This is a genomic window from Burkholderia metallica, from assembly GCF_001718555.1.
GTDB lineage: Bacteria > Pseudomonadota > Gammaproteobacteria > Burkholderiales > Burkholderiaceae > Burkholderia > Burkholderia metallica.
This window is the reverse complement of the sequence record NZ_CP013401.1, coordinates 242,250-269,248: the sequence shown is the minus strand read 5'-3', so window position 1 is coordinate 269,248 and position 26,999 is coordinate 242,250. Positions and strand designations below refer to the sequence as shown.

The following is a 26,999-nucleotide window of genomic DNA, read 5'->3' as shown; positions in this document are numbered from 1 at the left end:
CATGTCGAACATCGTCATCGTCTATCACAGCGGCTACGGGCACACGCAGAAACTGGCCGAAGCCGTGCACGCGGGTGCGCAGGATGCCGGCGCGAACGTGCGCCTGCTCGCCGTCGGCGACCTCGACGACGCGGGCTGGGCCGCGCTCGACGCGGCCGACGCGATCGTCTTCGGCGCGCCGACCTACATGGGCGGCCCGTCCGCGCAGTTCAAGCAGTTCGCCGATGCGACGTCGAAAGCGTGGTTCACGCAGAAATGGAAGGACAAGATCGCCGCGGGCTTCACGAACTCCGCGACGATGAACGGCGACAAGTTCTCGACGATTCAATATTTCGTCACGCTGTCGATGCAGCATGGGATGGTGTGGGTCGGCACGAGCCTGATGCCGGCCAACTCGAAGGCGGCCACGCGCAACGACATCAACTACCTCGGCGGTTCGACGGGCCTGCTCGCGCAATCGCCGGCGGATGCGACGCCCGACGAGGGCCCGCTGCCGGGCGACCTCGAAACCGGCAAGGCGTTCGGCCGGCGGGTCGCCGAAGCGACTGCCCGGTGGGTCGCCGGCCGCGATTGAGCCTCGCGCCGGCTGACGCCAAAGGGACACAAGACGGCCAGCCGGCCGTCTTTTTTCACCCCGCGCGGTGCAGGCCCGTCGAATGACGTCTTAAAATGGCGGTTTCAGGGCGCGGGCCCGCGTTTCATCCAGTGAGAGCGAAATGAGCACCAAAGTTTTTGTCGACGGCCAGGAAGGCACGACCGGCCTCAAGATCTTCGAATACCTGTCGGCACGCAGCGACATCGAGATCCTGCGTATCGAAGAAGCGAAGCGCAAGGACGTCGACGAGCGCCGCCGCCTGATCAACGCATCGGACGTCACGTTCCTGTGCCTGCCGGACGTCGCGTCGCGCGAATCCGCGTCGCTCGTCGAGAACCCGAACACCACGCTGATCGATGCGAGCACCGCGTTCCGCACGAATGCCGACTGGGCCTACGGCCTGCCCGAGCTGACCCGCGCGCAGCGCGAGAAGATTCGCACATCGAAGCGCATCGCGGTGCCGGGCTGCCACGCATCGGCGTTCGTGCTCGCGATGCGTCCGCTCGTCGATGCGGGCATCGTCGCGCCGACGTTCGCCGCGCACAGCTACTCGATCACCGGCTACAGCGGCGGCGGCAAGTCGATGATCGCCGACTACGAGAACGCGGCGCCGGGCGGCAAGCTCGCGAGCCCGCGCCCGTATGCGCTCGGCCTCACGCACAAGCACCTGCCGGAAATGGCCGCGCACACGGGGCTCGAGAACCCGCCGATCTTCACGCCGATCGTCGGCCCGTTCCTGAAGGGGCTCGCGGTGACGACCTACTTCACGCCCGATCAGCTCGCGAAGCGCGCGACGCCGCAGGACGTGCAGCGCGTGTTCGCCGAGTACTACGCGGACGAAGCGTTCGTGCGCGTCGCGCCGTTCAATGCGGACGCGAACCTCGACGGCGGCTTCTTCGACGTGCAGGCGAACAACGACACGAACCGGGTCGACCTGTTCGTGTTCGGCAACGAAGAGCGCTTCGTCACCGTCGCGCGCCTCGACAACCTCGGCAAAGGCGCGTCGGGCGCGGCGATCCAGTGCATGAACCTGAACATCGGCGCGGCCGAGGACGCCGGTCTCAAACGCTGATTCCGCATCGCACGCAATGCAAAGCCGGCCACTGGCCGGCTTTTTATTTATCCGCATCGCGCAATAATTAAAAAATTCCGGCTCGCGCATTTACAAATATTTACAAGCTTTCCATTGCGCGATTACCAGTGAATTAATCCCACCCGTTCTTTATCCAGTCAATCCCGAATAGGGATAAACCGGATACCGCCGCTTCAAACGCTGCCGTTATACGCAGGAAGGCTCGCCGCCGACCCGCCCGGCGTCGTACATTCCCCACTCCGCCCGCTTTCGGCCGCCTGTCTCACGTTTTAATTCTTACCGAATGCCATGCCGGACAAGGATTCAAAACACGCTTCCCGTTTCAATCGCCTTTTTTAGACGGGTTCATCAATTGACAGCAAAAATCCAGGCGGCGACATTAGCTCGCACAATTAAACGATTGGAGACAGCGGCATGTCGCACGCCTTAACGAAGGGGGTGGCAACGGCCTTTGCCATTGCCCCTTTCCTGGTTGCATGTGGTGGGGGGGACTCCGGCGGCGCACTCGCGCCGATCGATGCGCCCCAATGTTCAGGTTCCAGCTGCGGCACGCAAGGGCCGCCGCCGTCGCAGCCCGTCAACGGCGCGCTGTGCCCGGCCACCGCGGACATCGTGAAGAGCACGTACCTCGGCGGCGCCGGTAGCGGCGAGATCGTCAGCGTCAACATCGACGCCGTGGCGATGACCTACACGCTCAAGTGGCTCGAATCGCCGATTCCGCTCGCGACCGGCACCGTTACGCCGAGCCGCGCCGGCACGACGATCACCGGCAAGGTCGTCCATCCGCCGGCCGGCACGCTGCCGACCGCCGAACAAACGCGCTGCGCATTCGTCCTCACACCGGGCACCGGCACCGCGCCGAACGGCTCGACCTATTCGACGGCCGCCGACTTCAACCAGGCGAACCCGCCGATGCTGCTGGTCGGCATGGGCGTCGCGGGCGGCGGCATTCCGGGCGCGACGATCCAGTACGACGGGCTGACGATCATCCCGGGCATCGTGCAAAACGTCGGCCAGGTGCCCAATCGCCACTTCGATTTCTATCCGTTCCTCGGCTTCGCGAGCACGACGACGGACATCTCGAAGCTGCCGGGCACGTACAACGCACTGATCTACCACCTCGTGCCGTCGGGCAACTACGCGACGAAGGGGACGAACTCGAGCGAGACGTTCGATGCGAACGGCGCGTGCACGTCGACAGGTTCGGGCGGCTGCCAGACGACCGGCAACCCATGGACCGTGAACACCGCGAACGGCGGCTACTTCGACAGCACGAAGGCGCCGCAGACGCTGCCGCAAACGTCGCTGCCGATCGTCGGCGCGACCGGCAAGTCGGCGACCGCGCACATGGTGATCGGCCAACTCAACGGCGCGACGGTGCCGGTGATCGTGCGCACGGGCAACGTGAACCTCGGCACGCCGCCGCTGCACACCGACGCGCAGGTCGACGACGAATCGGGCATCGCGGTGCTCGGCAGTGCCACCGCGATCCAGTCGGGCGCGATCGACGGCGGCTACGCGGGCGCGGACTCGAACTTCAAGTACACGGCTGCGCTGATCCGCGGCAGCAACGCATCGTTCATCAATCCGAGTACGCAGGCCGAGGAAGACGGCTTCACGCTCGACTACGGCCAGACGACGCCGGGGCTGCTCAACGCGACGACGATTCCGAAGAGCGGTAGCGCCGCGTCGGGCGTGGTGATCGCAACGGGCGGGCTGTACGCGGCGCTGATCCAGGGCACGGTGAATGGCGGCGTCACGTCGACGTCAGCGAATTCGACGACGTCGTCGACCCCGTACTTCGGCGTGGGCGCGCAGATCAGCAAGTAACGAGGACGCGGCGGCGGCCGGCCCGCCGCCGCGTGATGCAGGGAAGGCACGAAAGCGCTCGGCACGGCGCAAGCAGGACGAGCACAAGCAACAGAAGCGGCCGACAGGGAGCTGGCCGCCGTACAAGACAAATCTGGAGGAGCAACATGAAGCGCAACCTCATTCTGGCGGCGGCCCTTGCCGCCCCCCTTCTTTCCGCATGCGGCGGCGGCAGCGACAATCCGCCTCCGCTCGTCGAAGACCGGCTCTGCCCTGCCACGCTCGACTACAACACCGTGTTTACGGGCGGCGCGGGCAGCGGCGAACTCGCGAAGGTCCAGCTCGACACGACCAAGATGACCTGGCAGATCACCTATGTCGAATCGGCGGTGCCGCAAAAGACCGGCACCGTCGTGCCGACCCGCGCGGGCACGGTCGACAGCGGCACGCTCACGCAGGAAACGCTGCTGCCGACCAACAAGCTGAACCAGTGCGCGTTCCGGCTGAACGGCGCGAGCCTCGATGCGTCGCGTCCGGCGCGCATCTTCGTCGGCTTCGGCGTCGCGGGCGGCACGATTCCCGGCAAGGAGATCCAGTTCGACGGCGTGCTCGGCCAGGCCGCGGTGCCAGACACGAAATTCCCGTACTACCCGTTCATCGGCTTCTCGTCGATCGAAACCGACATCACGAAGGTCGCGGGCACGTACAGCCACATCGGCTTCGGCGAAGTGCCGTCGCAGAAATTCGCGCCCGCGTCGATCGACGCGAAGGTGACGATCAACGCGGACGGCACGTGGACCAAGTGCGACACGACCGGCCAGTTCGCCGGCGGCGCGTGCACGCAGCAAGGCACGAACTTCGTGCAGTCGGCCGACGGCAGCGGCGCGTTCCAGTCGAACAACTACGCGAGCCAGCTGAAGCCGACGCTGTCGGCGACGCCGCAGGGCAAGGGCTTCATGATCGTCGGCAAGCTGCGCAACCAGTTGGTGCCGATCCTCGTGCGCACGGGTGTCGCGAACCCGAACCCGACGCCGGACAGCAACGGCGTGCCGGGCCTGACCGCCGACGACGAATCGAGCATCTCGATCCTTGCGCCGCAGACGGCAGTGGCAGTCGGTTCGCAGAACGGCGAATACATCGGCGTCGACAGCCAGTTCGATTACCGGACAACCGCGCTGACCGACAAGCAGGCGACGCTGCTCGATCCGTTCCAGCCGTCGCAGGCGTCGCTCGCGACCGCGCTCGATCTCGACTACACGCAGAAGGTGCCGGGCACGGTCACGACGATCCACACGGGTTCGGGCAGCACGTCGCCGACCGGCAAGTTCATCTTCACGGGTGGCGTGTTCGGTTTCCTCGACAACGCGGGATCGACGCCGTATTTCACGATCGGCGCATTCGTCCAGTAAGCGGAGGGTGAGGCCGTGATCAAGAAAACCCTTCTCTGCGCGGCAGCCGGCGCCGCCGTCGCGGTGCCGTTCGCGGCGCACGCGCAGAGCGCCGGCAGCAACGTCGTCACGCTGGGCTGGTTCCACATCATGCCGCAGCAGAGCAGCACGCCGATGACGACCAACGTCGCGCCGACGCCGATCAACACGCCGCTGCGGCTGCCGCCGTCGTTCACGTCGCCGGGCACCGGGCTGCACACCAGCGGCGCGGATACGGTCGGCCTGACGGTCAGTCACTTCCTGACCGACCACATCGCGGTCACGTCGGTGGCCGGCGTGCCGCCGGTGTTCAAGGTGTCCGGCCAGGGCACGATCAAGCCGCCCGGCCCGGCCGGCGCGCTGGGCACGCAGAACATCGCGCTCGCGTCGGTCAACCCGATCGTGAAGAGCGTGCGGCAGTGGAGCCCGGCGATGATCCTGCAGTACTACTTCGGGCAGGCAAACGCGAAGTTCCGGCCGTTCCTCGGCCTCGGCGTGTCGTACAACTGGTTCAGCGACCTGCAGCTCAACACGAACTTCATCAAGCAGACGCAGGACAACCTCGGCGCGGTGCTCGCGGCGGGCGCGGGCAAGCCGGGTACGACGTCGGTGGAGGCGAAGGCGTCGTCGTCGTGGCAGCCGGTGTTCAACGCGGGCCTGCAGTACAACATGACGGAACACTTCGGGCTGGTCGCGTCGGTCACCTACATCCCGCTGAAGACGACGTCGACGGTGACGATCAAGGCGGCCGACGGCACGGTGCTCTCGGAGTCGAAATCGGACCTGAAGGCGGACCCGATCATCAGCTACGTCGGGATGACGTACAAGTTCTGAGCGCGGCGAGCGCCGGCGAATGGAACGCTGCGACACAATCGCAGGCAAAAAAAAGCCCGCCTAAGAGGCGGGCTGAATCCATATCAGAGGAGACATGGAGGAGACAGGTACAACTATAGCGAATCGATTTCTGCATTGCAACATTTCCGTAGAGAAAATAAGGATTTTCCCTCGAATGTCGCCTCTAGATCGCTAGTCCGAACCCGACCCCTTCAGGATCTCCCGCTCGAGCACCGCGCCGAGCGCATCGCGCAGCAGCGCGACGGGCCGCACCAGCCGGCCCGGCAGCGCGCCGTGCACGATCCACACGTTGATCCGCGTCTCCAGCCCCACCGTTTCCACCACCCTCAGCGCATCGCGCTGCGCGCCAGCGCGCTCGGCGCGGCGCTGGCGGGCAGCGCGTGGGCCTCGGGCGGGTGGAGCGCGGTGTGCGGCGTCGGCTTCGCGTTCGCCGGCGCGGCTGCCGTATTCGGGCTCGCGGCCGGGCACCGGGCCGGCGCGGCGACATCGACGGGCCCGAGCACGTAACGTCCGCGCCGCGAAGCAGCCGCCCAAAGCCGAACGCCCCGCCCTCTGGCGAGGGACGGGGCGTTCGATACGCGGGATTCAGCGTGAAATCAGTGACGGACCAGCGCCATCATCGCGCCGAAGCCGACGAACAGCCCGCCCGTCAGCCGGTTGAAGATCTTCGCGACGCTCTGGCTCTTCAGCGTCGCGCCGATGCGCGTGCCGAACGACGCGTAGACGAGATACCAGCTCACCTCGATCACCGCGAACGTGACCACGAGGACGCCGAACTGCGGCAGCGTCGGCTCGGCCGCGTTGATGAACTGCGGCAGCAGCGCGGCCGCGAACAGGATCGCCTTCGGGTTGCTGCCCGCGACCAGGAAACCGTTGCGGAACAGCGTCCCGCGAGACGCCGGCGCGGCCTGGCGCGACACGGTGTCGACGTCGGCGGCGGGCTGCTCGTCGTCGACGCGCGCGCGCCACGCCTTCACGCCGAGGTAGATCAGGTAGGCCGCGCCCGCGAAGCGCAGCGTGTTGAACATCGCCGGCCACGCCTCGAGCACCGCGCCGAGGCCCGCCGCGGACACCGACAGCATCAGCACCAGCGCGGTGAGGCAGCCGGCCATCGTCCACATGGAGCGGCGCAGCCCGTGCCGTGCGCCGTGCGTCATCACGAGCAGCATGTTCGGGCCCGGAATCGCCGACACGACGAACACCGTCGCCACGAAAAGCCACCACGTATGCAAGTTCATGACCGCCTCTGCCTCGATGAAAGGAAAAACGAAACGTCGATTATGCCGATGCGCCGGACTTCTGTCGCGCGCGGATCAGCGGCCCGCGCGGCGCAGCGCGACTTCGCCGAGCACCGCGAAATCCTGGTCGCCGCCGCCGTGCGCGAGCGCGTCGAGCAGGTTGTCGCGCACGACGCTCGCCACCGGCAGCGGCACCGACACGGCGTCGCCGGCTTCCAGCGCGAGGCGCACGTCCTTCAGCCCGAGGCGCGCCTTGAAGCGCGCGGGCTCGTAGCGCCGCTCGGCAATCATGCCGCCGTAGCCTTCGTAGACGGGGCCCGGAAACACGCTGCCGGTGATCACGTCGAGGAAGTCGCGCATCGCGACGCCGTGCGCGCCGAGCAGCGCGGACGCTTCGCCGAGCGTCTCGATCGCCGACGCGAGCGTGAAGTTCGCGGCGATCTTCGCGACGTTCGCGTGCTGCGGCAGCGAACCGAACCGCCAGGTCTTCTGGCCGATCGCGTCGAACAGCGGCTGCACGCGGTCGATCGCCTCGGCCGGTCCGCCGGCCATGATCGTCAGCCGCGCGGCGGCCGCGACGTCGGGCCGGCCCATCACCGGCGCGGCGACGTAATGGATGCCGCGCGACGCATGCGCGTGCGCGAGCGATTCGGCCAGCGCGACCGACACCGTCGCCATGTTCACGTGAATCAGGCCGCGCGGCGCCTGCGCGAGCAGCGCGTCGTCGAAGATCGCGCGCGCGGCGGCGTCGTCGGCCAGCATCGAGAACACCGCGTCGCCGCGAAACGCGTCGGCCGGCGTATCGACGATCTGCGCGCCGAGCGCGGCGAGCGGCTCGGCGCGCTCGCGCGACCGGTTCCAGACCCGCACCGTGTGTCCGGCTTTCAGCAGGTTCGTCGCGATTGCCTGCCCCATTTCACCCAGCCCGATAAACCCGAGATCCATTTCCCGCTCCTTCGCTCCGTGAAGCGGGGAGTTAAACACAGATGCGACGCGTCTGCAGGCCGCGCGGCCGGCCATGCGCGGTGCGATACTGCGCGCATGGCGACCGCGACCTTCCGCTTCCACGGCGAACTGAACGCCTTTCTGCCGCGCGCGCAGCGCGACCGCGCGTTCGGGCACGCGTGTGCGCGCGACGCGACGCTGAAGCACGCGATCGAGGCGCTCGGCGTCCCGCACACGGAAATCGGCCGGCTCTGCGTGAACGACGCGCCGGCCGTGCTCGACCGGCCGCTCGCCGACGGCGACCGCGTCGAAGCCTTTCCCGAGCGCGCGCAACCGGCGGCGAGCGGCGCCGCGATGCCGCCGCCGGCGCCATGGCGCTTCGTCGCCGACGCGCATCTCGGCGGCCTCGCGCAACTGCTGCGTCTCGCCGGCTTCGACACCTGCTACGACAACCACTACCGCGACGACGAACTCGCGGCGCTTGCCGCCCGGGAGGGCAGGATCGTGCTGACCCGCGACCGCGAGCTGCTCAAGCGGCGCGCGGTTGAGCGCGGCTGCTACTTGCATACGCTGCAGCCGGCCGACCAGTTGCGCGAACTGTTCGAGAGGCTCGATCTCGCGCCGCACATGCGGCCGTTCCGGCTGTGCCTGCGCTGCAATGCGCCGCTGCATCCGCTCGACGCGGCGGCGGCCGCGCCGCGCGTGCCGGCCGGCGTCCGGCAGCGGCACCGGCGCTTCGCCGCGTGCGACGTGTGCCGGCGCGTGTTCTGGGAAGGTTCGCACTGGCGGCGCATGCGCACGGTGGTCGACGCGATGCGCATGCCGCCGCCCGTGCGGCTGGACAAACCGGGCGAATCCGGCGAATCCGGCGAATCCGGCGCCTGAAAAAACAAAACCCCGCATGCCGGAGCATGCGGGGTCGGCCGACCGATGACCGGCAACGCCGGCCGTGGCGGCGAACCGCTTCTTAGTTCTGCGTACCTGCGTCGTTCGTGCCGGCGGCCGATGCGGCTGCAGCCTTCGCCTGGCCCTTCTTCGAACCGTGGTGCTTCAGCTGGTGCTTCGGCTTGCTGTGATCCTTCTTCATCGGTGCGGAAGCGGGTGCCATCGCGCCCGCCGGAGCCGATGCCGTCTCCTGTGCGAATGCCGAAACCGATGCGAGTGCGAATGCTGCGGTCATGATCGAAGCGAGCGTCTTCTTCATTGTTCTTCCTTTAGCGGAGAAAAAATCCAACGTACCGGTAGTCAAAGATGCGAGGCATTCGCATCGGAGCCCCAGGCCGCGCGGCCGGCTTTCGCCGTTCCGCCGCGATGAAACCTGACGCACTGGTTCCATAACGCACCGCGTTCGCGGCAAGTTGACACGTTGCTTGCATCCTCGGGTTTCCCCGGGGGCGAGCGCGCCGGCCTGCGCCGGCAGGCCGGACAGGCCACCGCCCCACGGCCCCGCAAACCGGCTCGCGCGCCGTCGGGGCCACGCTTATACTGGCGTCCATCCGTCCCTTTCCCCGGAAACCGGATCGCGGCCGGTCGCCAGACCGCCGCCGTCTCGAGGCGCTCAAATTGCCCGATCACAATCTGGACAAACTGAAAATCGACCGGCGTCCGATCGCACCGGTGCCCCGCCGGCGCCGGTGGATCCGCTATGCGGCCGCCGCCGCGTTCGTCGTCGTCGCAATCGTCGCCGGCCTCGCGCTCACCGGCCGGCCGACCGTCGAGACCACCTCCGTCACGTCCGCCTACCCGTACCAGAACGACACGCAGCTCAATGCGACCGGCTACGTCGTGCCGCAGCGCAAGGCCGCGGTCGCGTCGAAGGGTCAGGGGCGCGTCGAATGGCTCGGCGTACTGGAAGGCACGCGCGTGAAGAAGGACGACATCATCGCGCGCCTCGAAAGCCGCGACGTCGAGGCGTCGCTGGCGCAGGCGCTCGCGCAGGTGAAGGTCGCCCGCGCGAACCTGGGCGTCCAGCAGGCCGAGCTGAAGGACGCCGAGATCGCGTTGCGCCGCACCTCGGTGCTCGCGCCCAAGGGCGCCGTGCCGGCCGCGCAGCTCGACACCGACACGGCCCGCGTGAACAAGGCGCGCGCGTCGGTCAACAGCGACCAGGCCGCGATCGCGTCCGCCGAGGCCAACGCGCTGGCCGCGCAGGTCGCGGTCGACCAGACGGTGATCCGCGCGCCGTTCGACGGCATCGTGCTCGCGAAGCACGCGAACGTCGGCGACAACATCACGCCGTTCTCGTCCGCGTCGGACAGCAAGGGCGCGGTCGTGACGATCGCCGACATGGACACGCTCGAGGTCGAGGCCGACGTCGCCGAATCGAATATCGCGAAGATCCGCGCCGAGCAGCCGTGCGAGATCCAGCTCGACGCGCTGCCCGACATGCGCTTCGCGGGCCGCGTGTCGCGCATCGTGCCGACCGTCGACCGCTCGAAGGCCACCGTGCTCGTGAAGGTGCGCTTCGTCGAGCGCGACGAGCGCGTGCTGCCCGACATGAGCGCGAAGATCGCGTTCCTGTCGAAACCGGTGACGCCGCAGGACCGCCAGCCGGTGACGGCCGTGCAGGCGAGCGCGGTGGTCGAGCGCGACGGCCGGCCGGTCGTGTTCGTCGTGAAGGACGACACCGTGCGCGCGGTGGCCGTCACGCGCGGGATGCGGATCGGCGAACTCGTCTCGATCCGCGGCGTGCAGGCCGGCGACACGGTCGTGCTCGCGCCCGGCGCGAAGCTGAAGGACGGTGCGAAAGTGACCGTCGCGAAGAAGTAGCGCACGCGTGAACGACGCCCCGCCGCCCCTCGTCGAGATCAGCCACGTCGCGAAGTCGTACCGGCGCGGCAACCAGATCGTGCCCGTACTGACCGACATCACGCTCGACATCGGCGAAGGCGACTTCGTCGCGCTGATGGGGCCGTCGGGCTCCGGCAAGAGCACGCTGCTGAACCTCGTGGCCGGCATCGACCGACCCGACAGCGGCGAGCTGCGCGTGGGCGGCCTCGACATCTCGCTGCTCGCGGAGGCGCAACTGGCCGAATGGCGCGCGGCGAACGTCGGCTTCATCTTCCAGTTCTACAACCTGATGCCGGTGCTCACCGCGTTCGAGAACGTCGAGCTGCCGCTGATGCTCACGCACCTGTCGCGCCGCGAGCGGCGCGAGCGCGTCGAACTCGTGCTCGACATGGTGAACCTCGGCGACCGGACGAGCCATTATCCGTCCGAGCTGTCGGGCGGCCAGCAGCAGCGCGTCGCGATCGCGCGCGCGCTGATCACCGATCCGGTGCTGATCGTCGCCGACGAGCCGACCGGCGACCTCGACCGCGCGTCGGCCACCGACGTGCTCGCGATGCTGCAGCGGATGAACGCCGAACTCGGCAAGACGATCATCATGGTGACCCACGACGCGCACGCGGCCGGCGCCGCGCGCTCGCTCGTGCATCTGGAAAAAGGGGAGCTGATCGATGGGCACGCCGGCTGACCGGCGGCGGGAGCGCGCGCGATGTACGTGCTGAAGCTGATCGCGCGCAACGCGCTGCGGCACCGGCTGCGCACGCTGCTGACCGTGCTCGGGCTGACCATCGCCGTGCTCGCGTTCGGGCTGCTGCACACCGTGGTCGACGCGTGGTACGCGGGCGCGGCCGCCGCTTCGAGCGGGCGACTCGTCACGCGCAACGCAATCTCACTCGTGTTTCCGCTGCCCGTGAGCTACGAGAACCGGATTCGCGGCGTCGACGGCGTGACGGCCGTGGTCCGCTCGAACTGGTTCGGCGGCATCTACCGCGACCCGAAGAACTTCTTCGCGAGCTTCGCGGTGTCGGACAACTATCTCGACCTGTATCCGGAATTCATCCTCCCCGCGCAGCAGCGCGCCGACTACGACCGCGACCGCCGCGGCTGCCTCGTCGGCCGCCAACTCGCGACACAGTTCGGCTTCAAGGTCGGCGACGTGATTCCGCTCAAGGGCACGATCTACCCCGGCACGTGGGATTTCGTCGTACGCGGGATTCTCGACGGCCGCGACGATTCGACGATCACGCGCCAACTGGTGTTCCACTGGGACTACCTGAACGAGACGGTGCGAAAGCGCACGCCGAAGCAGGCCGACCAGGTCGGCGTATTCGTGCTCGGCGTCGCGAACCCCGACGACGGCCCCTCGATCGCGCGCCACGTCGACGCGGTGTTCAAGAACTCGCTCGCCGAGACGCTGACCGAGACCGAACAGGCGTTCCAGCTCGGCTTCGTCGCGATGTCGAACCAGATCATCGCGGCGATCCGCGTCGTGTCTTACGTCGTGATCCTGATCATCATGGCCGTGATGGCCAACGCGATGGCGATGAGCGCGCGCGAACGCACGGCCGAATACGCGACGCTGAAGGCGCTCGGCTTCGGCCCCGGCTTCCTCGCGCTGATCGTGTTCGGCGAATCGGTCGTGATCGCGGTGGCCGGCGGCGGGCTCGGGATCCTCGCGACACCGCCCGCCGCGAGCCTGTTCAAGCAGGCGGCCGGCGGCATCTTCCCGGTGTTCAAGGTGTCGAGCGAGACGATCGCGCTCCAGGCCGCGTGCTCGGTCGCGGTCGGCTTCGCGGCGGCGATCGTGCCGGCATGGCAGGCGGCGCGCGTGCGCGTCGTCGAAGGGCTGAGGGCGATCGGCTAGGCCATGGCGATTCCGCTCAACTACATCGCGCGCAACCTGTGGACCCGCCGGCTCACCACCGCGCTGACCGCCGGCGGGATGGCGCTCGTGATCTTCGTGTTCGCGACGGTGCAGATGCTCGACGCGGGGCTCACGAAGACGCTCGTGTCGACCGGCGAACCCGACAACGCGGTGGTGATCCGCAAGGGCGCCGAAACCGAGATCCAGAGTTCGATCGACCATCAGCAGGCCAACGCGCTCGAGATGCACCCGGCCGTCGCGCTCGGCGCCGACGGCCGGCCGCTCGTGTCGAAGGAAGCGGTCGTGCTGATTTCGCTCGTGAAGACGTCGACCGGCAAACCGTCGAACGTCGTGATCCGCGGCGTGTCGCCGGCCGGGCTCGCGCTGCGCCCGCACGTGAAGCTCGTCGCCGGGCGCCCGTTCGCGCCGGGCTCGTCGGAGATCGTCGTCGGCAGCGCGATCGCGAAAGGCTTCAGCGGCACGCAGCTCGGCGACAGCCTGCATTTCGCGCAGCGCGACTGGACCATCGTCGGCGTCTTCGACGCGGGCGGCAGCGGCTTCGATTCGGAAATCTGGGGCGACGTCGACCAGTTGATGCAGTCGTTCCGGCGCACCAGCTATTCGTCGATGGTGCTGCGCATCCCGAGCGCCGACGGCTTCGCGCGCTTCAAGGCCGACATCGACGTCGACCCGCGGCTGACCGACGAGGCGAAACGCGAACAGACCTTCTACGGCGACCAGTCGAAGGCGCTGTCGACGTTCATCAACATCCTCGGCATCACGCTGTCGACGATCTTCTCGATCGCCGCGATGATCGGCGCGATGATCACGATGTATGCGTCGGTCGCGAACCGTGTGGCCGAGATCGGCACGCTGCGCGCGCTCGGCTTCAAGCGCACGAACGTGCTCGCCGCGTTCCTGCTGGAAGCGCTGCTGCTCGGCTTCGTCGGCGGCGTCGCGGGGCTCGCGTGCGCGTCGCTGATGCAGTTCGCGTCGTTCTCGACCACCAACTTCCAGACCTTCGCGGACCTGTCGTTCCGCTTCGTGCTGACACCCGCGATCGTCGTGAAGACGCTGCTGTTCTCGCTGGTGATGGGGCTCGTCGGCGGGTTCCTGCCGGCGATGCGCGCCGCGCGGCTGAAGATCGTCGACGCGCTGCGCGCGCAGTGACGCGCCACCGCGCCGCTCACTGCTCGCGCGGCACCCATGCACCGTGGAAGCCGGCCGGCACGCGGCGCGGCAGGTGCACGGTCGCGACCGGCCCCGCGTCGATCGCGCGCGCATCGAGGATCACGACGTCGCTCGTATCCGTCGCCGCGCGGTACACCAGCACCAGCAGCCAGCCGTCGTCCTCGTCGGTGCCGCCCGGGCGCGGCACGAACACCGGCTCGCTGTTCTGGTCGCCGGCCGGCACCGCGTAACGCGTCGTCGTGCCGCTCGCCTGGTCGAAGCGCGTCACGCCGCGCATTTCCGCGGGGTTCGGCTGCTCGACCGCATACAGGTAGCGATAGCGGCGCCCCGTGCGGCTTTCGTTGATGCGCGGCAGCTCGATGCCGCCGTCGGCGAGCGGCCCTTCGTCGATCAGCCCGTTCGCCGTGTCGATCACGTAGCGCCACAGCTCGCCGACCGGGTTGTCGGCGAAGCGGCCCGTGCGCGGATCGAGCCGCAGGAACGACGGATAGCGCACCGCATCGAGCACGATGCACGACGCGTCGCAGTCGTACGCGTTCACGACGTGCATGATGAAACACGGCTCGACCTCGAACCAGCGCACCGCGCCGCCGTGACGCGCGATCACGCCGATGCGCGCGGGCCGGTCGTCGTGCCAGCGCAGCGGCATCCGGTGGCCCTGCTTGAGCAGCGAGAAGTCGTAGCCGACGTTCAGGTCGAGCAGCAGGCTGCGGGTTTCGGTGATCGCGAGGTCGTGCATCATCGACGGCGCGCGCAGGTCGATCTCGATGTCGACACGCTGCACGCCCTGCGCGTCGGCGACGCCGTAGCGCAGCCACGGCGCGCGCCAGTCCGCGCGGAATGCGATCAGCTCGCCGGTTACCGGGTCGACCTTCGGATGCGCGGTCATCCCGCCGCCAAGGCCCGTGTGCCGCGCCGGCACGCCGAGCGAATCGAGCGCGGCCGTGATCGCGAACGGCGCGCCGCCCTCCGACAGCGCGAGCAATTCACCCGCGTGCCGCAACACGCTCACGTTCGGATTGGTGTCGGGCAGTTGCGGCGCCTCGTGCGGCGCATGCACGGCGGCCCAGCGCTGCGTGCGCGCCCAGCGGTTCCGGTAGCCGGTCGCCCGCCCGCCTTCGAACGCGATCGCGTGCAGCATCGCGGCTTCCGGCCACCACGACAGCATGTCGTTGCCTGCGAAGCGGCCGCCCGGCGGATTCGGGCCGTTGCGCAGCAACGTGCCCGCGAGTTCGGGCGGAACGGTGCCGGTCACGCGCAGGTCGACGAGGTCGACTTCGTCGGCGACCGGCGCGGTCGCGCCGCGGTTCAGGTCGAATACGGTCATCGCGTTCGCTCCGCGTCTCAGCAGTCTTCGGCGGACGGCGGCAGGTCGCCGCGCGCGAGCGCGAGCGCATGGTCGCGCACGTCGTCCGGCCAGCCGGCGACGAGCTCGGCGAGCCGCGCCGGATCGTTCGCATACAGCGCGCGCGCGGCTTCCTCGAAGCCGGGCAGGTCGCCCGCCATCGCCGACATGAAGTGGTAGGCGCGGGTTTGCGCGTCGCGGAGACGATCGGCCGCCGCATGCGTGCGCCGCGCGTCCTCGACGAGCTTGCGCAGCGCGACCGACGCACCACCCGGCTGCGCGGCCAGCCATTCCCAGTGACGCGGCAGCAGCGTGACCTCGCGCGACACGACGCCGAGCTTCGGCCGGCCGCGGCCGCGTTGTTCGCCCGCGCCGGCCGGCTCGCCGGCGGCCGCCAACGCGTCGCCCGACGGCGGCGCGTAGCGCGCGCGGATGTCGTCCGCCGTGCCGCGCAGGTCGAGGTCGATCGAGCGCCCCGTCGCATCGTCGAAGATCAGGATCGTGGCGGACATCGCATCGCCGGCAGCCTGCCGGACCGCGAGCGCGACCGTCGCGAGCGGGCCCGACGCGAGCCGCCGGTGGCCGTCGAAGGCCGTGTAGGAAGGAACAAGCGTGGAAGTCGTCATGGGAGTCGCCCGCGGGCAGGAATCGGAATGACGCCATTTTTACCCGGGTGTAAATTGGATGTCAATATCACCCGGGTAAAATTTAATGGCAGACTCCGCTTGCTCGGGCGACCCCGATGCCGGTCAGCGGTCAGATCGCACGGGCCGGAACCGCGAGGACGCGCGTGCTGGCCAGCGCGTCGTCGAGCGACACATGCCCTTCGAAGGCCGACGAGGCCGGCAGCGACAGGTTTTCCTCGATCGCATGCGCGAACTGCACGCCGGCGTCGTCGGCGAGCCGCGCACGCAACGCGGCGATGCGCGGGAACGCAGCGCGCTCGAACACCGCGTGATAGTCGGCCCAGCGCGCGATCCCGGCGAAGTACGCATCGGCCAGCGTGCGCCGCGCGCCCAAGAGCCACGGGCCTTCGCCGCGCTCGAGCAGCGCTTCCAGTTGCCGGTGCGCCTTCAGCACCTTGCCGCGGCCGTACGCCTGCAGCGCCGCTTTCTCGTCGCCTTCGGTGTCGTGCTCGTACACGTACCAGAGCGCGCCGAACGCGCTGAAGAACGTCGTGTTCAGCCACGCCAGCATTCGGTTCAGCCGGTCGAAATCCGCGCTGCCCTGGCGGAACGCCAGGCCGCCGTCGAGCGCCTGCGCGCCGATGTGGCCGAGGATCGCGACGCTTTCGGTCAGCACGTCGCCGTTCGCGGTGACGAACGCCGGCGTCTCGGCGACGGGGTTCAGCGCGAGAAAGGCGTCGCTCGTCACGGCGCCCGGCATCGTGATGCGCGACAGCCGGTATGGGCGGCCGGCCCATTCGAGCGCGACGATCGAGCCGAACGAGCAGCCGGCGGGAACGCCGTAGAGAAGGATCGGAGACATCGGGAAATTCCGAGAAAGTTGAACGAGCGATCATGCTCCCATGACGAACGATGGCGCAGTAGCCGCTAAAATCGAAACCCGTCGTTTCTTCATGTGGACGCTGAAAGTGAATCTGAACGACCTTTACCTGTTCGTGCAGGCGGTCGACGCCGGCAGCATGTCGGCCGCCGCGCGCCGCCTCGACCTGCCGAAATCGACGGTCAGCAAGCGCGTGGCCGAGCTCGAGCGCACGCTCGGCGCGCGGCTCGTGCATCGCACGTCGCGCAGCTTCCGGCTCACGCCGGTCGGCGCCGAATTCTTCGAGCATGCGCGTGCGGCCGTGATCGAGGCGGAAAGCGCGCGCGATGCGGTGCTGCGGCAGGCCGCCGAGCCGGCCGGCGTCGTGCGGATCACGAGTTCGGTGCCGGTCGCCCAGCACATCCTCGCGCCGTGCCTGCCGGCGCTTGCGATCGCGCATCCGAAGCTGCTGCTGCAGATTCATGCGAGCGACCGCCTCGTCGACATCGCGCAGGAAGGCTTCGACATCGCCGTGCGCAGTCATTTCGCACCGCTGCCCGACTCCGCGCTCGTGCAACGGCCGCTCGCGGCATCGCCGATCGTCGCCGTGGCGTCGCCGGCCTATCTCGCGCGGGCGGGTGTGCCGGACGAGCCCGCCGATCTCGCCCGGCACGACGGACTCCATCCGGGCCCGCAAGCGTGGCGGCTGCAGCGCGGCGGCGACACCGTCGACGTGACGCCGCGCCTGCGCCTGCAGGCCGACGAATCGACGCTGCTGCTGCAGGCCGCGACGGCCGGGCTCGGCATCGCGTGCCTGCCCGACTGGATCGCCGGCGCGGCGCTCGCGTCCGGCGCACTCGTGCGCGTGCTGCCCTGCTGGCGCGCCGGCACCGTCACGACGACGCTGCTGATGCCGCACCGGCGCGGTCAGTTGCCCGGCGTGCGCGCCGCCGTCGAGTTTCTCGCGCAGCATGTGGCGCGGCATCATCGCGCAAGCGCCGACGACGCGCGCGCCTGACCGGTTCGCGCCCGAACGATCGATTCAAATGCTGAATCGATCAAGTCAGCAATTGGCATGAAAGCGCAAATTTCGACATGACAGAATGGCCCGGGCGCCCTGCCTGCATCGGCGCTCGGGGCCGGCCCGAACCGGCGGCACCCACACACATCACGCGCGCATCGACGCGCCTGCCGCACGACGGCACCTTCCGCCCTTCGGAGGAGACAAGTCATGAATCCGCTTCACGCGCTGCCGGCGTCCGCATCGGCAACGGCCCGGCGCACCCGCGTGCGCTGGCTCGTGCTGGCCGTCCTGTTCGCGGTCACGACGATCAACTACGCGGATCGCGCGGCGATCGCGATCGCCGGCCCGAGCCTCGCCCGCGCAATGCACCTGAGCCACGTGCAGATCGGCTTCATCTTCTCCGCGTTCGGCTGGTCGTACGTGCTCGCGCAACTGCCGGGCGGCTGGCTGCTCGACCGCTACGGTTCGCGCATCGTCTACGCGTTCAGCATCTTCTTCTGGTCGCTCTTCACGCTGCTGCAGGGTTCGATCGGCTTCTTCGGCGGCGCGGCCGCGTTCGCGCTGCTGTTCGGGCTGCGCTTCCTGGTCGGCGCGGCCGAGGCGCCGTCGTTCCCGGCCAACAGCCGGATCGTGTCCGCGTGGTTCCCGGCCGCCGAGCGCGGCACCGCGTCGGCGATCTTCAACGCCGCGCAGTACGCGGCGACCGTCGTGTTCGCGCCGCTGATGGGCTGGCTCGTGCACGCGTTCGGCTGGCAGTCGGTGTTCGCGGTGATGGGCGTGCTCGGCTTCGCGTTCGTCCTCGTGTGGAACCGCACGATGTACGACCCGAAGGATCATCCGAACATCAATCGCGCGGAGCTCGACTACCTCGCCGAAGGCGGCGCGCTCGTCAACATCGACCAGGCGACCGGCGAACGCGCCGGCGGCCCGTCGCTGCGCCACGTGAAGGCGCTGCTGCGCAACCGGATGCTGGTGGGCGTATACGTCGCACAATACTGCATCAACGCGCTCACCTATTTCTTCATCACGTGGTTTCCCGTCTATCTCGTGCAGGCGCGCGGGATGTCGATCCTCAACGCGGGGCTCGTCGCGTCGATCCCGGCCGTGTGCGGGTTCCTCGGCGGGATACTCGGCGGCGTCGTGTCCGACGGGCTGCTCAAGCAGGGCCGCTCGCTGTCGGTCGCGCGCAAGGTGCCGATCGTGGTCGGCATGCTGCTGTCGATGTCGATGATCGTCTGCAACTACACCGATTCGCACGTGCTCGTCGTGCTGTTCATGGCGCTGTCGTTCTTCGGCAAGGGACTCGGCGCGCTCGGCTGGGCCGTCAACGCCGACACCGCGCCGCGCCAGATTGCGGGCCTGAGCGGTGCGCTGCTCAACACGTGCGGCAACCTCTCCAGCATCACGACGCCGATCGCGATCGGCTACATCGTCGAGCGCAGCGGCTCGTTCAACGGCGCGCTCGTCTACGTCGTCGCGCACGCGCTCGTCGCCGTGATCTGCTACCTGTTCGTCGTCGGCGAGATCCGCCGCGTCGAGCTTCAATGAACGGCGCGGGCCGCGCCGGCGCAGCCGGCCGCCCGCGCGTCACCGGAATCAGGAGCGAACCGATGCCAGAATCCCGCCGTGCCGGCACCCCGCGCGTCACGCGCATGCAGGTGATTCCCGTCGCCGGCCGCGACAGCATGCTGCTCAACCTGTGCGGCGCGCACGCGCCGTACTTCACGCGCAACCTCGTGATTCTCGACGACAGCAGCGGACACACCGGGGTCGGCGAAGTGCCGGGCGGCGAAGGCATCCGCCACGCACTCGAACGCATGACGGATCTCGTGGTCGGCCAGTCGATCGGACGCTACCAGGCAACGCTCAACGCCGTGCGCGCGGCGCTCTCCGGCGCGCAGGCCGGCGCGGGCCGCACGATCCGGCACGAAGTGACGTCGGCCGGCGAGGCGGCCGTGCTGCGCCAGCCGCACGAGATCAACCTGCGGCTCGACAACGTGATCACCGCGATCGAGGCGGCGCTGCTCGACCTGCTCGGCCAGCATCTCGACGTGCCGGTCGCCGCGCTGCTCGGCGAAGGACAGCAGCGCGACGCGGTGCCGATGCTCGCCTATCTGTTCTACGTCGGCGACCGGCGCCGCACCGATCTGCCGTATCGCGACGAGATGCACGCCGCGCATGCGTGGTTCCGGCTGCGCAACGAGGAAGCGCTCACGCCGGCCGCGATCGCACGGCAGGCCGAGGCTGCGGTCGAGCGCTACGGCTTCGCCGATTTCAAGCTGAAGGGGGGCGTGATGGCCGGCGCCGACGAGATGGAGGCGATCGCGGCGATCAAGGCGCGCTTCCCCGACGCGCGCGCGACGCTCGACCCGAACGGCGCGTGGTCGCTCGACGAAGCCGTTGCGCTGTGCCGCGGACAAGGCCACCTGCTCGCGTATGCGGAAGATCCGTGCGGGCCGGAAGGCGGGTATTCGGGCCGCGAGGTGATGGCCGAATTCCGTCGCGCGACGGGCATCCCGACCGCGACCAACATGATCGCGACCGACTGGCGGCAGATGGATCATGCGGTGCGGCTGCAGGCGGTCGACATCCCGCTCGCCGATCCGCATTTCTGGACGATGCAGGGCTCGGTGCGGCTCGCGCAGCTGTGCCGCGACTGGGGGCTCACGTGGGGCTCGCATTCGAACAACCATTTCGACGTGTCGCTCGCGATGTTCACGCATGCGGCGGCCGCCGCGCCCGGCACGATCACCGCGATCGACACGCACTGGATCTGGCAGGAAGGCGATGCGCGGCTCACGCGCGAGCCCCTCGAGATCGTCGGCGGCAAGGTGGCCGTGCCGGAGCGGCCGGGGCTCGGGATCGAACTCGACATCGCGCAGGTCGAGGCCGCGCATGCGCTTTACCGGGAAGTCGGCGGCACCGCGCGCGACGATGCGGCCGCGATGCGCTATCTCGTGCCGGGGTGGACGTACGATCCGAAGCGGCCGAGTTTCGGGCGGGGGTGAAAGGAGGTGGCGGGGGGTGTCAAATGTCGAAAACGGCTGCGTCCCGCCGGCGGCCCGGATCGTCGGCCATCACAGCGGCATTCGCCGGGCGGCTGGCGGTGCCGATATTCAAGCTCGTGCATGAACGGATGACCTGACCGGTTGCCGGTCGCCGCTCGCGCCATGACGAGCGCGGCGCGCGGACGGGACCGTCATCGCCGAACCGCAAAAACAAAAAGGGCTCGGTCTGACGACCGAGCCCTTCGAATCCCGTTGGTGGAGCGGAGGAGGATCGAACTCCCGACCTTCGCATTGCGAACGCGACGCTCTCCCAGCTGAGCTACCGCCCCAACAGTCAACTATCATACACACGCATTTCTGCGCTTGGCAATAGGGGTTGAGTCGCCCCCAAAGCGTTACTTCGACGGCGCGCCCGCCAGCACCCATTCGACCACCGAACGGACATCGGCGTCGCTCATGCGCGGGTGTGCGGGCATCGGAATCGCGCCCCAGGCGCCGGAGCCGCCGTCCTTCACCTTCTTCGACAGCTTCGCGACGGCCTGCGGATCGGACTTGTAGCGGGCGGCGATATCCTTGAACGACGGGCCGACGAGCTTGCGATCGACCGCGTGACAGCCCATGCATGCGTTACCGCGCGCCACCTTCAGGCCGTCGCCAACGTCCGCTTGCGCGGCGCCCAGCGTCCCCGCCACGAGCGCCGCGGCTGCGGCGCCCCGCACCATCCACCGTTTCATCTGCTTCATCTGCACGCTCTTCATTGCGCGGGCGCCTTCGGGTTGCCCGGGTGCACGCTCGACGAATTCGAGATCGGCGCGGGCGGCTGCAGCGGCGTGGACTGCACCGACGCATCGGGCACCGCGCCCACCGTCGCGCTGTCCGCCGGCACCGCGGCGGCCTGCGCACCGGACGCGCCGCTCGCGGGCGATGCGTTCTGCAGCGCCTGCGCGTCCTGCGGCTTCACGTACTGAAACACCTTCACGACCTTCTCGACGCCCGGCACCTGGCTCGCGGCTTCCGCGCCGCGATTGCCTTCGTCCACCGTCACGAGCCCCATCAGGTAAACGTTGCCGCGCTCGCTGACGACCTTGTAGTAGTTCGCCGAGATGCCCTTCGTCGCGATCAGCTCGGACTTCACGCGCCCTTCGAGGTACGAGTCGTTCGCACGCGACGACAGCGACGACGCCGGCTCGACGGACAGCTCGTTGACGATGCCGTTCACGTTGTTGATGCCGCGCACGATTTCCTCGGCGCGCTGCTTCGATGCATCGTTCGGCACTTCGCCCGTCAGCAGCACGCGGCGGTTGAACACCGTCACGTTCACGTGCGACTGGTCAGGCAATCCGTTGTTGATCTGCGTGAGCGACTTGACCTGGATCTCGCGATCCTCCGTCTGCGCACCGAGCGTCCGGCGATCGGTCGCGATCAGCGCGCCGCCGCCGGCCGCGGCGCCCACGACGCCAAGCACACATCCCTGCAGCGACACGGCGAGGCCCGCCGTCAGTGCAGCGAGCAGCGTGGTTCTGACGAGCGTCTGTTTGACGCGGCTTTGATTCATCGACGGCTCTCCTTCGTTCAATCCTCACCCAGCAGCATCGCGTCGATGCCGTCGCACAGGCAGTGGATGGTCAGCAGATGGACTTCGTGGATGCGTGCCGCGCGAACGGCGGGCACGCTGATCGGAATATCGGTGTCGGACAGCGCGGCGGCGATCGCATGGCCGTCGCCGCCCGTCAGCGCGACGACGGTCATCTCGCGCTCATGCGCTTCGTCGATCGCGGCCAGCACGCGCGGCGACGCGCCGCCCGGGTCGAGCACCAGCAGGATGTCGCCGGTCTGGCCGAGCACGCGTACCTGCTGCGCGAACAGTTGCTCCGGGGCGGCCGCGCCCGCGAGGCCGCCTTGCGACGCATCGGTCGCCAGCGCGATCGCGGGCAGCCCCGGGCGTTCGCGCTCGAAGCCGCCGACGAGCGACACGGCGAGGTAATGCGCGGCGGCGGCCGACGGGCCGTCACCGCACGCGACGATCTTGTTGCCGTTCGCCAGCGCGGCGAACATTGCATCGACCGCGGCTGCGATCGGCAGCGACAGCGCGTCGGCCGCTTCGGCGTGAAGCGCGGCGCTGTCGCGAAAATGTTGCTGAATACGTTCGACTGACATCGATTCCTGGTGAACTGGGCGCGTGGCACGCATCGCGCGACATCGTGGGTGCGGCGAGTTTACCGTACTCCGGCACCCTCTCCCGCGGTCCGGCAAGAACTCTTTACATCTCGTCACAGCTCGCCGCTACGCATCGTCGGCACGAAATGCGTCGCGCAGCCACGCGAGCCGCCCGGCCTCGAACGCGACGACGTCGAAGCGGCACGCGGCACCGGCGCCATGCCGCGCCCAGAACTGGAGCGCGGCCGCCACCACGCGCCGCCGCTTGCGCCAGCCGACGCTCGCGGCCGCGCCGCCATGCCGGACGCTGCGCCGCGCGCGTACCTCGACGAACACGAGCAGGCCGTCGGGCTCGCGCATCACGAGATCGAGCTCGCCGCCGCGCATCGTCACGTTCGCCGCGACGAACGCGAGGCCGCGACGTTCGAGGAACTGCCGCGCACGTTGCTCGAACGCCGCGCCGACCGGTTTGGATCGCGCCGCGCCGGAAAAGTTGTCGCCCGCGCGCGGCAAACCGCGCCCGTCGCCCGGCCGGGCCGGCGCCGCGTGGCACAATGCCGTCCTTGTTCCGCTTGCGCCGCGATTGCGTGCATTGCCTGCCATGACTGCCCTCCTCGAACTCGCGCACACGCAGCACTACCCGGACGCCGCGCTCTACGTGGTCGCCACGCCGATCGGCAACACCGCCGACATCACGCTGCGCGCGCTGCATGTACTCGGCCTGGCCGACCGCATCGCGGCCGAAGACACCCGCAACACGGGCCAGCTGCTCGCCCGCTACGGGATCTCGAAGCCGCTCGTCGCCGTGCACGAGCACAACGAACGCGAAGCCGCGCAGCGCGTGATCGAACTGCTGCGTGGCGGCGACCGCGTGGCCTACGTGTCGGACGCCGGCACGCCCGGCATCTCGGACCCCGGCGCGCGGCTCGTCGACGCGGTGCGCGCCGCCGGCTTCGCAGTGATCCCGCTGCCGGGCGCGAGCGCGGCCGTGACCGCGCTGAGCGTGGCCGGCGACTGGGCCGGCGCGTTCACGTTCGCGGGCTTCCTGCCACCGAAGGCGAAGCAGCGCGCGAGCGCGCTGCAGGCGCTGGTGTCGCACCCGTACGCACTGGTGTTCTACGAGGCACCGCACCGGATCGCCGACACCGTCGCCGCGCTCGCCGACGCGTTCGGCCCCGCGCGCCGGCTGCTGATCGCGCGCGAGCTCACCAAGCTACACGAGCAGTTGTTCCAGGGCACCCTGGCCGAAGGACAGAGCTGGCTCGCCGGCGATGCGAACCGGCAGCGCGGCGAATTCGTGCTGGTCGTCGAAGGCGCGCCCGCGACGAGCGGCGAAGCCGACGACACCGCGCACGACGCGCTGCTCAGGCTGCTGCTGGAAGAGGTGCCCGTGAAGAGCGCGGCCAGGCTCGCGACCGCCCTGACGGGCGCGTCGCGCAACACGCTGTATGCGCGTGCGCTTGCGCTGAAGGAAGAGAACTGACGCGCGGCCCGACCGGCCCGGGAAACCGGCGCCGGCTGCGCGGTGCGGAAAAGACGAAGGGCTGCCCGCGGGCAGCCCTTTTGCATCGGCGGTCGATCCGCCGCGTGGTTACTTAGCCGAGATCGACGCGAACATTTCGTCGCGTGCCTCGCGCGCTTCCTGCGGCGACAGCCCTTCGATCTTCACGCGGCCCGTGCCGGCATGCACGAGGCCGATCACCTTGGCGGCGGCATACGACAGGTCGAGCACGCGGCCACGCTTGAACGGCCCGCGATCGTTGACCTTCACGACGACCCACTTGCCGGTCGATGCGTTCGTCACCTTGATGTACGACGACAGCGGCAGCGTACGGTGCGCGGCGGTGAACGCGTTCATGTTGAAGCGCTCGCCGTTCGCGGTGCGGCGGCCGTGGAAATCCCGCCCGTACCACGATGCGCGGCCCGTCTGGCGGAAGTCGGATACATCCTTGCCGTCGATCGGCTCGGCGTCGGCCAGCGACGACTTCTTCGCGTCCTTGCTGTCGGCGGCCGGCAGCGACGCCAGCGCGGAATCAAAACTGAGTTGCTGCTTGTCGTCGTCCGCTTTCGCGGCAGCGGCCGTCTTGTCGACCGCCTTCTTCTGGTTCGCGCCGCTGGTGGTCTGGCTGGGTGGCACCGCACAGCCCGTCAGCGCGAAAAACAATGCAATGGTTCCGAATCGGCTCGGAAAACGTAAATTCATCGACGTGTCGCCTTCTGGTTCGGGCCGCACCGATACAACGCTGCGTCACAACGCAAACATGCGGCCCGGACGGCAAATGCGTGCACGCCCCGCTCGAATACGAGCAGGCGGCTAGCATGGGCGCGGCTTTCTCTATGCCGCAACCGTCCTGATTAGCTTTCACGTCTGGCGCAACCTGTCCCCAACAGCCTGACCAGACCCCACATGCCGCCATCGAACATGGTTTCACGTTCGCGCGCGTCGAAACGACCAACGCACGGGAACGGCGGCACAGGCCTCATCCGGCGGCGCGGCAGCAGGGCCGCAGGCGGGCGCGCAGCACCCGGCCGGACAAGACGTGAGCACCGACTACGCGGTGCTGGATACACCGCCGGACTCCCCGGCGGCTGATGCTTGACGGTGCTTCCGGTGCCCTCGTTTAACGGGGCCGAAACACCAGCGAATGGCGTGAAATTCACGCGCAATGGGGCGCATTATACATAAGTCAAAACGCTGTCTCGAAAAGTGCCCGCGGCAGACCATTGATTCTCGCTATGGCGGTAACAATCGGCATGCTCCGGGAATGCCCTCATCCGCGCGCCGCGGCGCGCATCGCACGCGCGGCAGGCCGTGCGCGCGACCGGTACAATCGCTCCTTTTAGCCGCCGGTGCCCCCATGAAAGTCACGCTCATTCCGGTCACGCCGTTCCAGCAGAACTGCTCGCTGCTCGTCTGCGAGAAAACGGGCCGCGCCGCCGTCGTCGATCCGGGCGGCGATCTCGACCGGATCCAACAGGAAGTCGCGCGGCAGAACGTGCAGGTCGAGAAGGTGCTGCTCACGCATGGGCACATCGATCACTGCGCGGGCGCGAAGACGCTCGCGACGCACTACGGCGTGCCGATCGAGGGGCCGCAGGAAGAAGAGCGCTTCTGGATCGAGAAGCTGCCGATGCAAAGCGAGCGCTTCGGCTTTCCGGCCGCCGAAACGTTCGAGCCGGACCACTGGCTGAACGACGGCGACACCGTGCGATTCGGCGACGAGACGCTCGAGGTCTATCACTGCCCGGGTCACACGCCCGGCCACGTCGTGTTCTTCAGCCGCGAACATCGCGTCGCGATCGTCGGCGACGTGCTGTTCGCAGGCTCGATCGGCCGCACCGATTTCCCGCGCGGCAATCACGCGGACCTCGTCAAGTCGATCAAGGAGAAGCTGTGGCCGCTCGGCGACGACGTGACGTTCGTGCCGGGCCACGGCCCCGTGTCGACCTTCGGCGACGAGCGCCGCACGAACCCGTTCGTGTCCGACAAGGTATTTGGATGAACCAGACCGCCATCCCGGAAATCTACGTCAGCACCGATGTCGAGGCCGACGGCCCGATTCCCGGCCCGCACTCGATGCTGAGCTTCGCGTCGGCCGCCTATACCGAGGACAAGCAACTGATCGCGACGTTCTCGGCCAATCTCGAAACGCTGCCGGGCGCCCATGCGCACCCGGTGCAGGAAGCGTGGTGGAAGACCGAGCCCGAAGCATGGGCCGCGTGCCGCAAGGATCTGCAGGCGCCCGAGGCGGCGCTCGTCGCGTACGTCGACTGGGTCGAGGCGCTGCCCGGCAAGCCGGTGTTCGTCGCGATGCCGGCCGGCTTCGACTTCACGTTCATGTTCTGGTACATGATGCGCTTCGCCGGACGCTGCCCGTTCTCGTGGTCGGCGCTCGACATCAAGACGCTCGCGTTCGCGATGACGGGCCTGCCGTACCGCAAGGCGATCAAGCCGCGTTTTCCGAAGCACTGGTTCGACGACCATCCGCACACGCATGTCGCGCTCGACGACGCGATCGAGCAAGGCGCGCTGTTCTGCAACATGCTTGCCGACCTGCGCCGCCAGCAGGCCGCGCTCGCGGGCCTCGCGGTGGCCGGCACCGATCGGTCGGACAGCGCGGGGGCGGGACAAAATCCCACGGATCCGCGAGCAAATTAGCGAATCTCGCTCAACAG

Annotated in this window: 28 protein-coding genes, 1 tRNA gene and 1 pseudogene; 16 read left to right on the top strand and 14 right to left on the bottom strand. The window is 68.6% G+C overall.

All coding sequences use genetic code 11. The annotated features are described in order from the left end of the window. The first annotated feature begins 1 nt into the window (after position 1). The 5 genes from WJ16_RS01165 (at position 2) to WJ16_RS01145 (ending at position 5,758) form a co-directional block, all read left to right on the top strand. Positions 2-574, top strand: a complete 573-nt coding sequence (locus WJ16_RS01165) for a flavodoxin family protein (RefSeq protein ID WP_069255513.1) — start codon at positions 2-4, stop codon at positions 572-574. A 142-nt stretch (positions 575-716) separates the two neighbouring features. After that, a complete protein-coding gene (argC, locus tag WJ16_RS01160) occupies positions 717-1,667 on the top strand; it encodes an N-acetyl-gamma-glutamyl-phosphate reductase (RefSeq protein ID WP_069255512.1) in 951 nt (316 codons plus the stop codon). A gap of 435 nt (positions 1,668-2,102) precedes the next feature. Further along, entirely contained in the window at positions 2,103-3,518 is a 1,416-nt protein-coding gene (locus WJ16_RS01155) for a DUF2957 domain-containing protein (protein ID WP_069255511.1), read from the top strand. Between the two features lie 146 nt (positions 3,519-3,664). After that, complete coding sequence (locus tag WJ16_RS01150) at positions 3,665-4,906, top strand: DUF2957 domain-containing protein (protein ID WP_069255510.1); 1,242 nt, start codon at positions 3,665-3,667, stop codon at positions 4,904-4,906. Positions 4,907-4,924: 18 nt separating this feature from the next. Further along, a complete protein-coding gene (locus WJ16_RS01145) occupies positions 4,925-5,758 on the top strand; it encodes an OmpW/AlkL family protein (protein ID WP_069257921.1) in 834 nt (277 codons plus the stop codon). Between the two features lie 192 nt (positions 5,759-5,950). Here the strand turns inward: WJ16_RS01145 and WJ16_RS32660 are convergent. The 4 genes and pseudogenes from WJ16_RS32660 to WJ16_RS01135 all read right to left on the bottom strand — a co-directional run. Next, positions 5,951-6,124, bottom strand: a pseudogene (locus WJ16_RS32660) (LysR family transcriptional regulator); the annotation flags it as partial. Beyond that, entirely contained in the window at positions 6,106-6,282 is a 177-nt protein-coding gene (locus WJ16_RS35805; RefSeq protein ID WP_208607002.1) for a hypothetical protein, read from the bottom strand. The gene WJ16_RS35805 and the pseudogene WJ16_RS32660, both read right to left, overlap by 19 nt. A 93-nt stretch (positions 6,283-6,375) precedes the next feature. Further along, positions 6,376-7,017 carry a LysE family translocator gene (locus tag WJ16_RS01140; RefSeq protein WP_069255509.1) on the bottom strand — a complete coding sequence of 214 codons (642 nt, stop codon included), beginning with the start codon at positions 7,015-7,017 and terminating at the stop codon, positions 6,376-6,378. Between the two features lie 75 nt (positions 7,018-7,092). Beyond that, on the bottom strand, positions 7,093-7,962 hold the full coding sequence (locus tag WJ16_RS01135) for an NAD(P)-dependent oxidoreductase (RefSeq protein ID WP_069255508.1): 870 nt from the start codon (positions 7,960-7,962) through the stop codon (positions 7,093-7,095). 96 nt (positions 7,963-8,058) lie between these two features. On the opposite strand from WJ16_RS01135, the gene WJ16_RS01130 reads away from it, so the two are divergent. Beyond that, positions 8,059-8,847, top strand: coding sequence for a Mut7-C RNAse domain-containing protein (locus WJ16_RS01130; RefSeq protein WP_069255507.1), 789 nt, complete (start codon positions 8,059-8,061; stop codon positions 8,845-8,847). Positions 8,848-8,929: 82 nt separating this feature from the next. Here WJ16_RS01130 and WJ16_RS01125 read toward each other — a convergent pair whose 3' ends face one another. Continuing rightward, a complete protein-coding gene (locus tag WJ16_RS01125) occupies positions 8,930-9,166 on the bottom strand; it encodes a hypothetical protein (protein ID WP_069255506.1) in 237 nt (78 codons plus the stop codon). Positions 9,167-9,525: 359 nt separating this feature from the next. Between WJ16_RS01125 and WJ16_RS01120 the strand changes: the two genes are divergently transcribed. From WJ16_RS01120 to WJ16_RS01105, 4 genes are read left to right on the top strand one after another with little or no spacing between them, the layout of a single operon-like run. Continuing rightward, positions 9,526-10,731, top strand: coding sequence for an efflux RND transporter periplasmic adaptor subunit (locus WJ16_RS01120; protein WP_069255505.1), 1,206 nt, complete (start codon positions 9,526-9,528; stop codon positions 10,729-10,731). Between the two features lie 7 nt (positions 10,732-10,738). Then, positions 10,739-11,437 (top strand): ABC transporter ATP-binding protein, encoded by a 699-nt coding sequence (locus WJ16_RS01115; RefSeq protein WP_011350637.1) that lies wholly within the window; start codon positions 10,739-10,741, stop codon positions 11,435-11,437. A 21-nt stretch (positions 11,438-11,458) separates the two neighbouring features. Further along, on the top strand, positions 11,459-12,613 hold the full coding sequence (locus WJ16_RS01110; RefSeq protein ID WP_069255504.1) for an ABC transporter permease: 1,155 nt from the start codon (positions 11,459-11,461) through the stop codon (positions 12,611-12,613). A gap of 3 nt (positions 12,614-12,616) precedes the next feature. After that, complete coding sequence (locus WJ16_RS01105) at positions 12,617-13,783, top strand: ABC transporter permease (RefSeq protein ID WP_069255503.1); 1,167 nt, start codon at positions 12,617-12,619, stop codon at positions 13,781-13,783. A gap of 16 nt (positions 13,784-13,799) precedes the next feature. Here the strand turns inward: WJ16_RS01105 and WJ16_RS01100 are convergent, their stop codons facing one another. From WJ16_RS01100 to WJ16_RS01090, 3 genes are all read right to left on the bottom strand, one after another. After that, on the bottom strand, positions 13,800-15,131 hold the full coding sequence (locus WJ16_RS01100) for a carotenoid oxygenase family protein (protein WP_069255502.1): 1,332 nt from the start codon (positions 15,129-15,131) through the stop codon (positions 13,800-13,802). 17 nt (positions 15,132-15,148) lie between these two features. After that, positions 15,149-15,775 carry a DUF2239 family protein gene (locus WJ16_RS01095; RefSeq protein WP_069255501.1) on the bottom strand — a complete coding sequence of 209 codons (627 nt, stop codon included), beginning with the start codon at positions 15,773-15,775 and terminating at the stop codon, positions 15,149-15,151. 130 nt (positions 15,776-15,905) lie between these two features. Continuing rightward, positions 15,906-16,637: a glutathione S-transferase family protein gene (locus WJ16_RS01090; RefSeq protein WP_069255500.1), complete on the bottom strand. Its 732-nt coding sequence runs from the start codon at positions 16,635-16,637 to the stop codon at positions 15,906-15,908. Positions 16,638-16,677: 40 nt separating this feature from the next. On the opposite strand from WJ16_RS01090, the gene WJ16_RS01085 reads away from it, so the two are divergent. From WJ16_RS01085 to WJ16_RS01075, 3 genes are all read left to right on the top strand, one after another. After that, positions 16,678-17,652 carry a LysR substrate-binding domain-containing protein gene (locus tag WJ16_RS01085; RefSeq protein ID WP_069255499.1) on the top strand — a complete coding sequence of 325 codons (975 nt, stop codon included), beginning with the start codon at positions 16,678-16,680 and terminating at the stop codon, positions 17,650-17,652. A gap of 213 nt (positions 17,653-17,865) precedes the next feature. Further along, positions 17,866-19,206 carry an MFS transporter gene (locus tag WJ16_RS01080; protein ID WP_069255498.1) on the top strand — a complete coding sequence of 447 codons (1,341 nt, stop codon included), beginning with the start codon at positions 17,866-17,868 and terminating at the stop codon, positions 19,204-19,206. Between the two features lie 62 nt (positions 19,207-19,268). Beyond that, positions 19,269-20,666 (top strand): enolase C-terminal domain-like protein, encoded by a 1,398-nt coding sequence (locus WJ16_RS01075; protein WP_069257920.1) that lies wholly within the window; start codon positions 19,269-19,271, stop codon positions 20,664-20,666. A gap of 253 nt (positions 20,667-20,919) precedes the next feature. Here the strand turns inward: WJ16_RS01075 and WJ16_RS01070 are convergent. The 5 genes from WJ16_RS01070 to WJ16_RS01050 all read right to left on the bottom strand — a co-directional run bounded on the left by WJ16_RS01070 (position 20,920) and on the right by WJ16_RS01050 (position 23,378). Further along, positions 20,920-20,995, bottom strand: a tRNA-Ala gene (locus WJ16_RS01070). A gap of 66 nt (positions 20,996-21,061) precedes the next feature. Beyond that, on the bottom strand, positions 21,062-21,424 hold the full coding sequence (locus tag WJ16_RS01065) for a c-type cytochrome (RefSeq protein ID WP_069255497.1): 363 nt from the start codon (positions 21,422-21,424) through the stop codon (positions 21,062-21,064). Continuing rightward, positions 21,421-22,221, bottom strand: coding sequence for a BON domain-containing protein (locus WJ16_RS01060; RefSeq protein WP_069257919.1), 801 nt, complete (start codon positions 22,219-22,221; stop codon positions 21,421-21,423). Before WJ16_RS01060 ends, WJ16_RS01065 begins: the two co-directional genes overlap by 4 nt. A gap of 17 nt (positions 22,222-22,238) precedes the next feature. After that, entirely contained in the window at positions 22,239-22,823 is a 585-nt protein-coding gene (locus WJ16_RS01055) for an SIS domain-containing protein (protein WP_069255496.1), read from the bottom strand. Between the two features lie 126 nt (positions 22,824-22,949). Beyond that, positions 22,950-23,378, bottom strand: a complete 429-nt coding sequence (locus WJ16_RS01050) for a YraN family protein (protein ID WP_208606996.1) — start codon at positions 23,376-23,378, stop codon at positions 22,950-22,952. Between the two features lie 46 nt (positions 23,379-23,424). Between WJ16_RS01050 and rsmI the strand changes: the two genes are divergently transcribed. Beyond that, positions 23,425-24,306: a 16S rRNA (cytidine(1402)-2'-O)-methyltransferase gene (gene rsmI, locus WJ16_RS01045; protein ID WP_069255494.1), complete on the top strand. Its 882-nt coding sequence runs from the start codon at positions 23,425-23,427 to the stop codon at positions 24,304-24,306. A 108-nt stretch (positions 24,307-24,414) separates the two neighbouring features. On the opposite strand, the gene WJ16_RS01040 is transcribed toward rsmI, so the two are convergent. Continuing rightward, the gene (locus WJ16_RS01040; RefSeq protein ID WP_069255493.1) at positions 24,415-25,026 is read right to left on the bottom strand and encodes a septal ring lytic transglycosylase RlpA family protein; all 612 of its coding nucleotides are present in this window, start codon (positions 25,024-25,026) and stop codon (positions 24,415-24,417) included. A gap of 655 nt (positions 25,027-25,681) precedes the next feature. Here WJ16_RS01040 and WJ16_RS01035 point away from each other — a divergent pair. Together WJ16_RS01035 and WJ16_RS01030 are read left to right on the top strand one after the other, a co-directional pair. Continuing rightward, positions 25,682-26,326, top strand: coding sequence for an MBL fold metallo-hydrolase (locus WJ16_RS01035; protein ID WP_069255492.1), 645 nt, complete (start codon positions 25,682-25,684; stop codon positions 26,324-26,326). Further along, on the top strand, positions 26,323-26,982 hold the full coding sequence (locus tag WJ16_RS01030) for a 3'-5' exonuclease family protein (protein WP_069255491.1): 660 nt from the start codon (positions 26,323-26,325) through the stop codon (positions 26,980-26,982). Before WJ16_RS01035 ends, WJ16_RS01030 begins: the two co-directional genes overlap by 4 nt. Positions 26,983-26,999 lie beyond the last annotated feature (17 nt).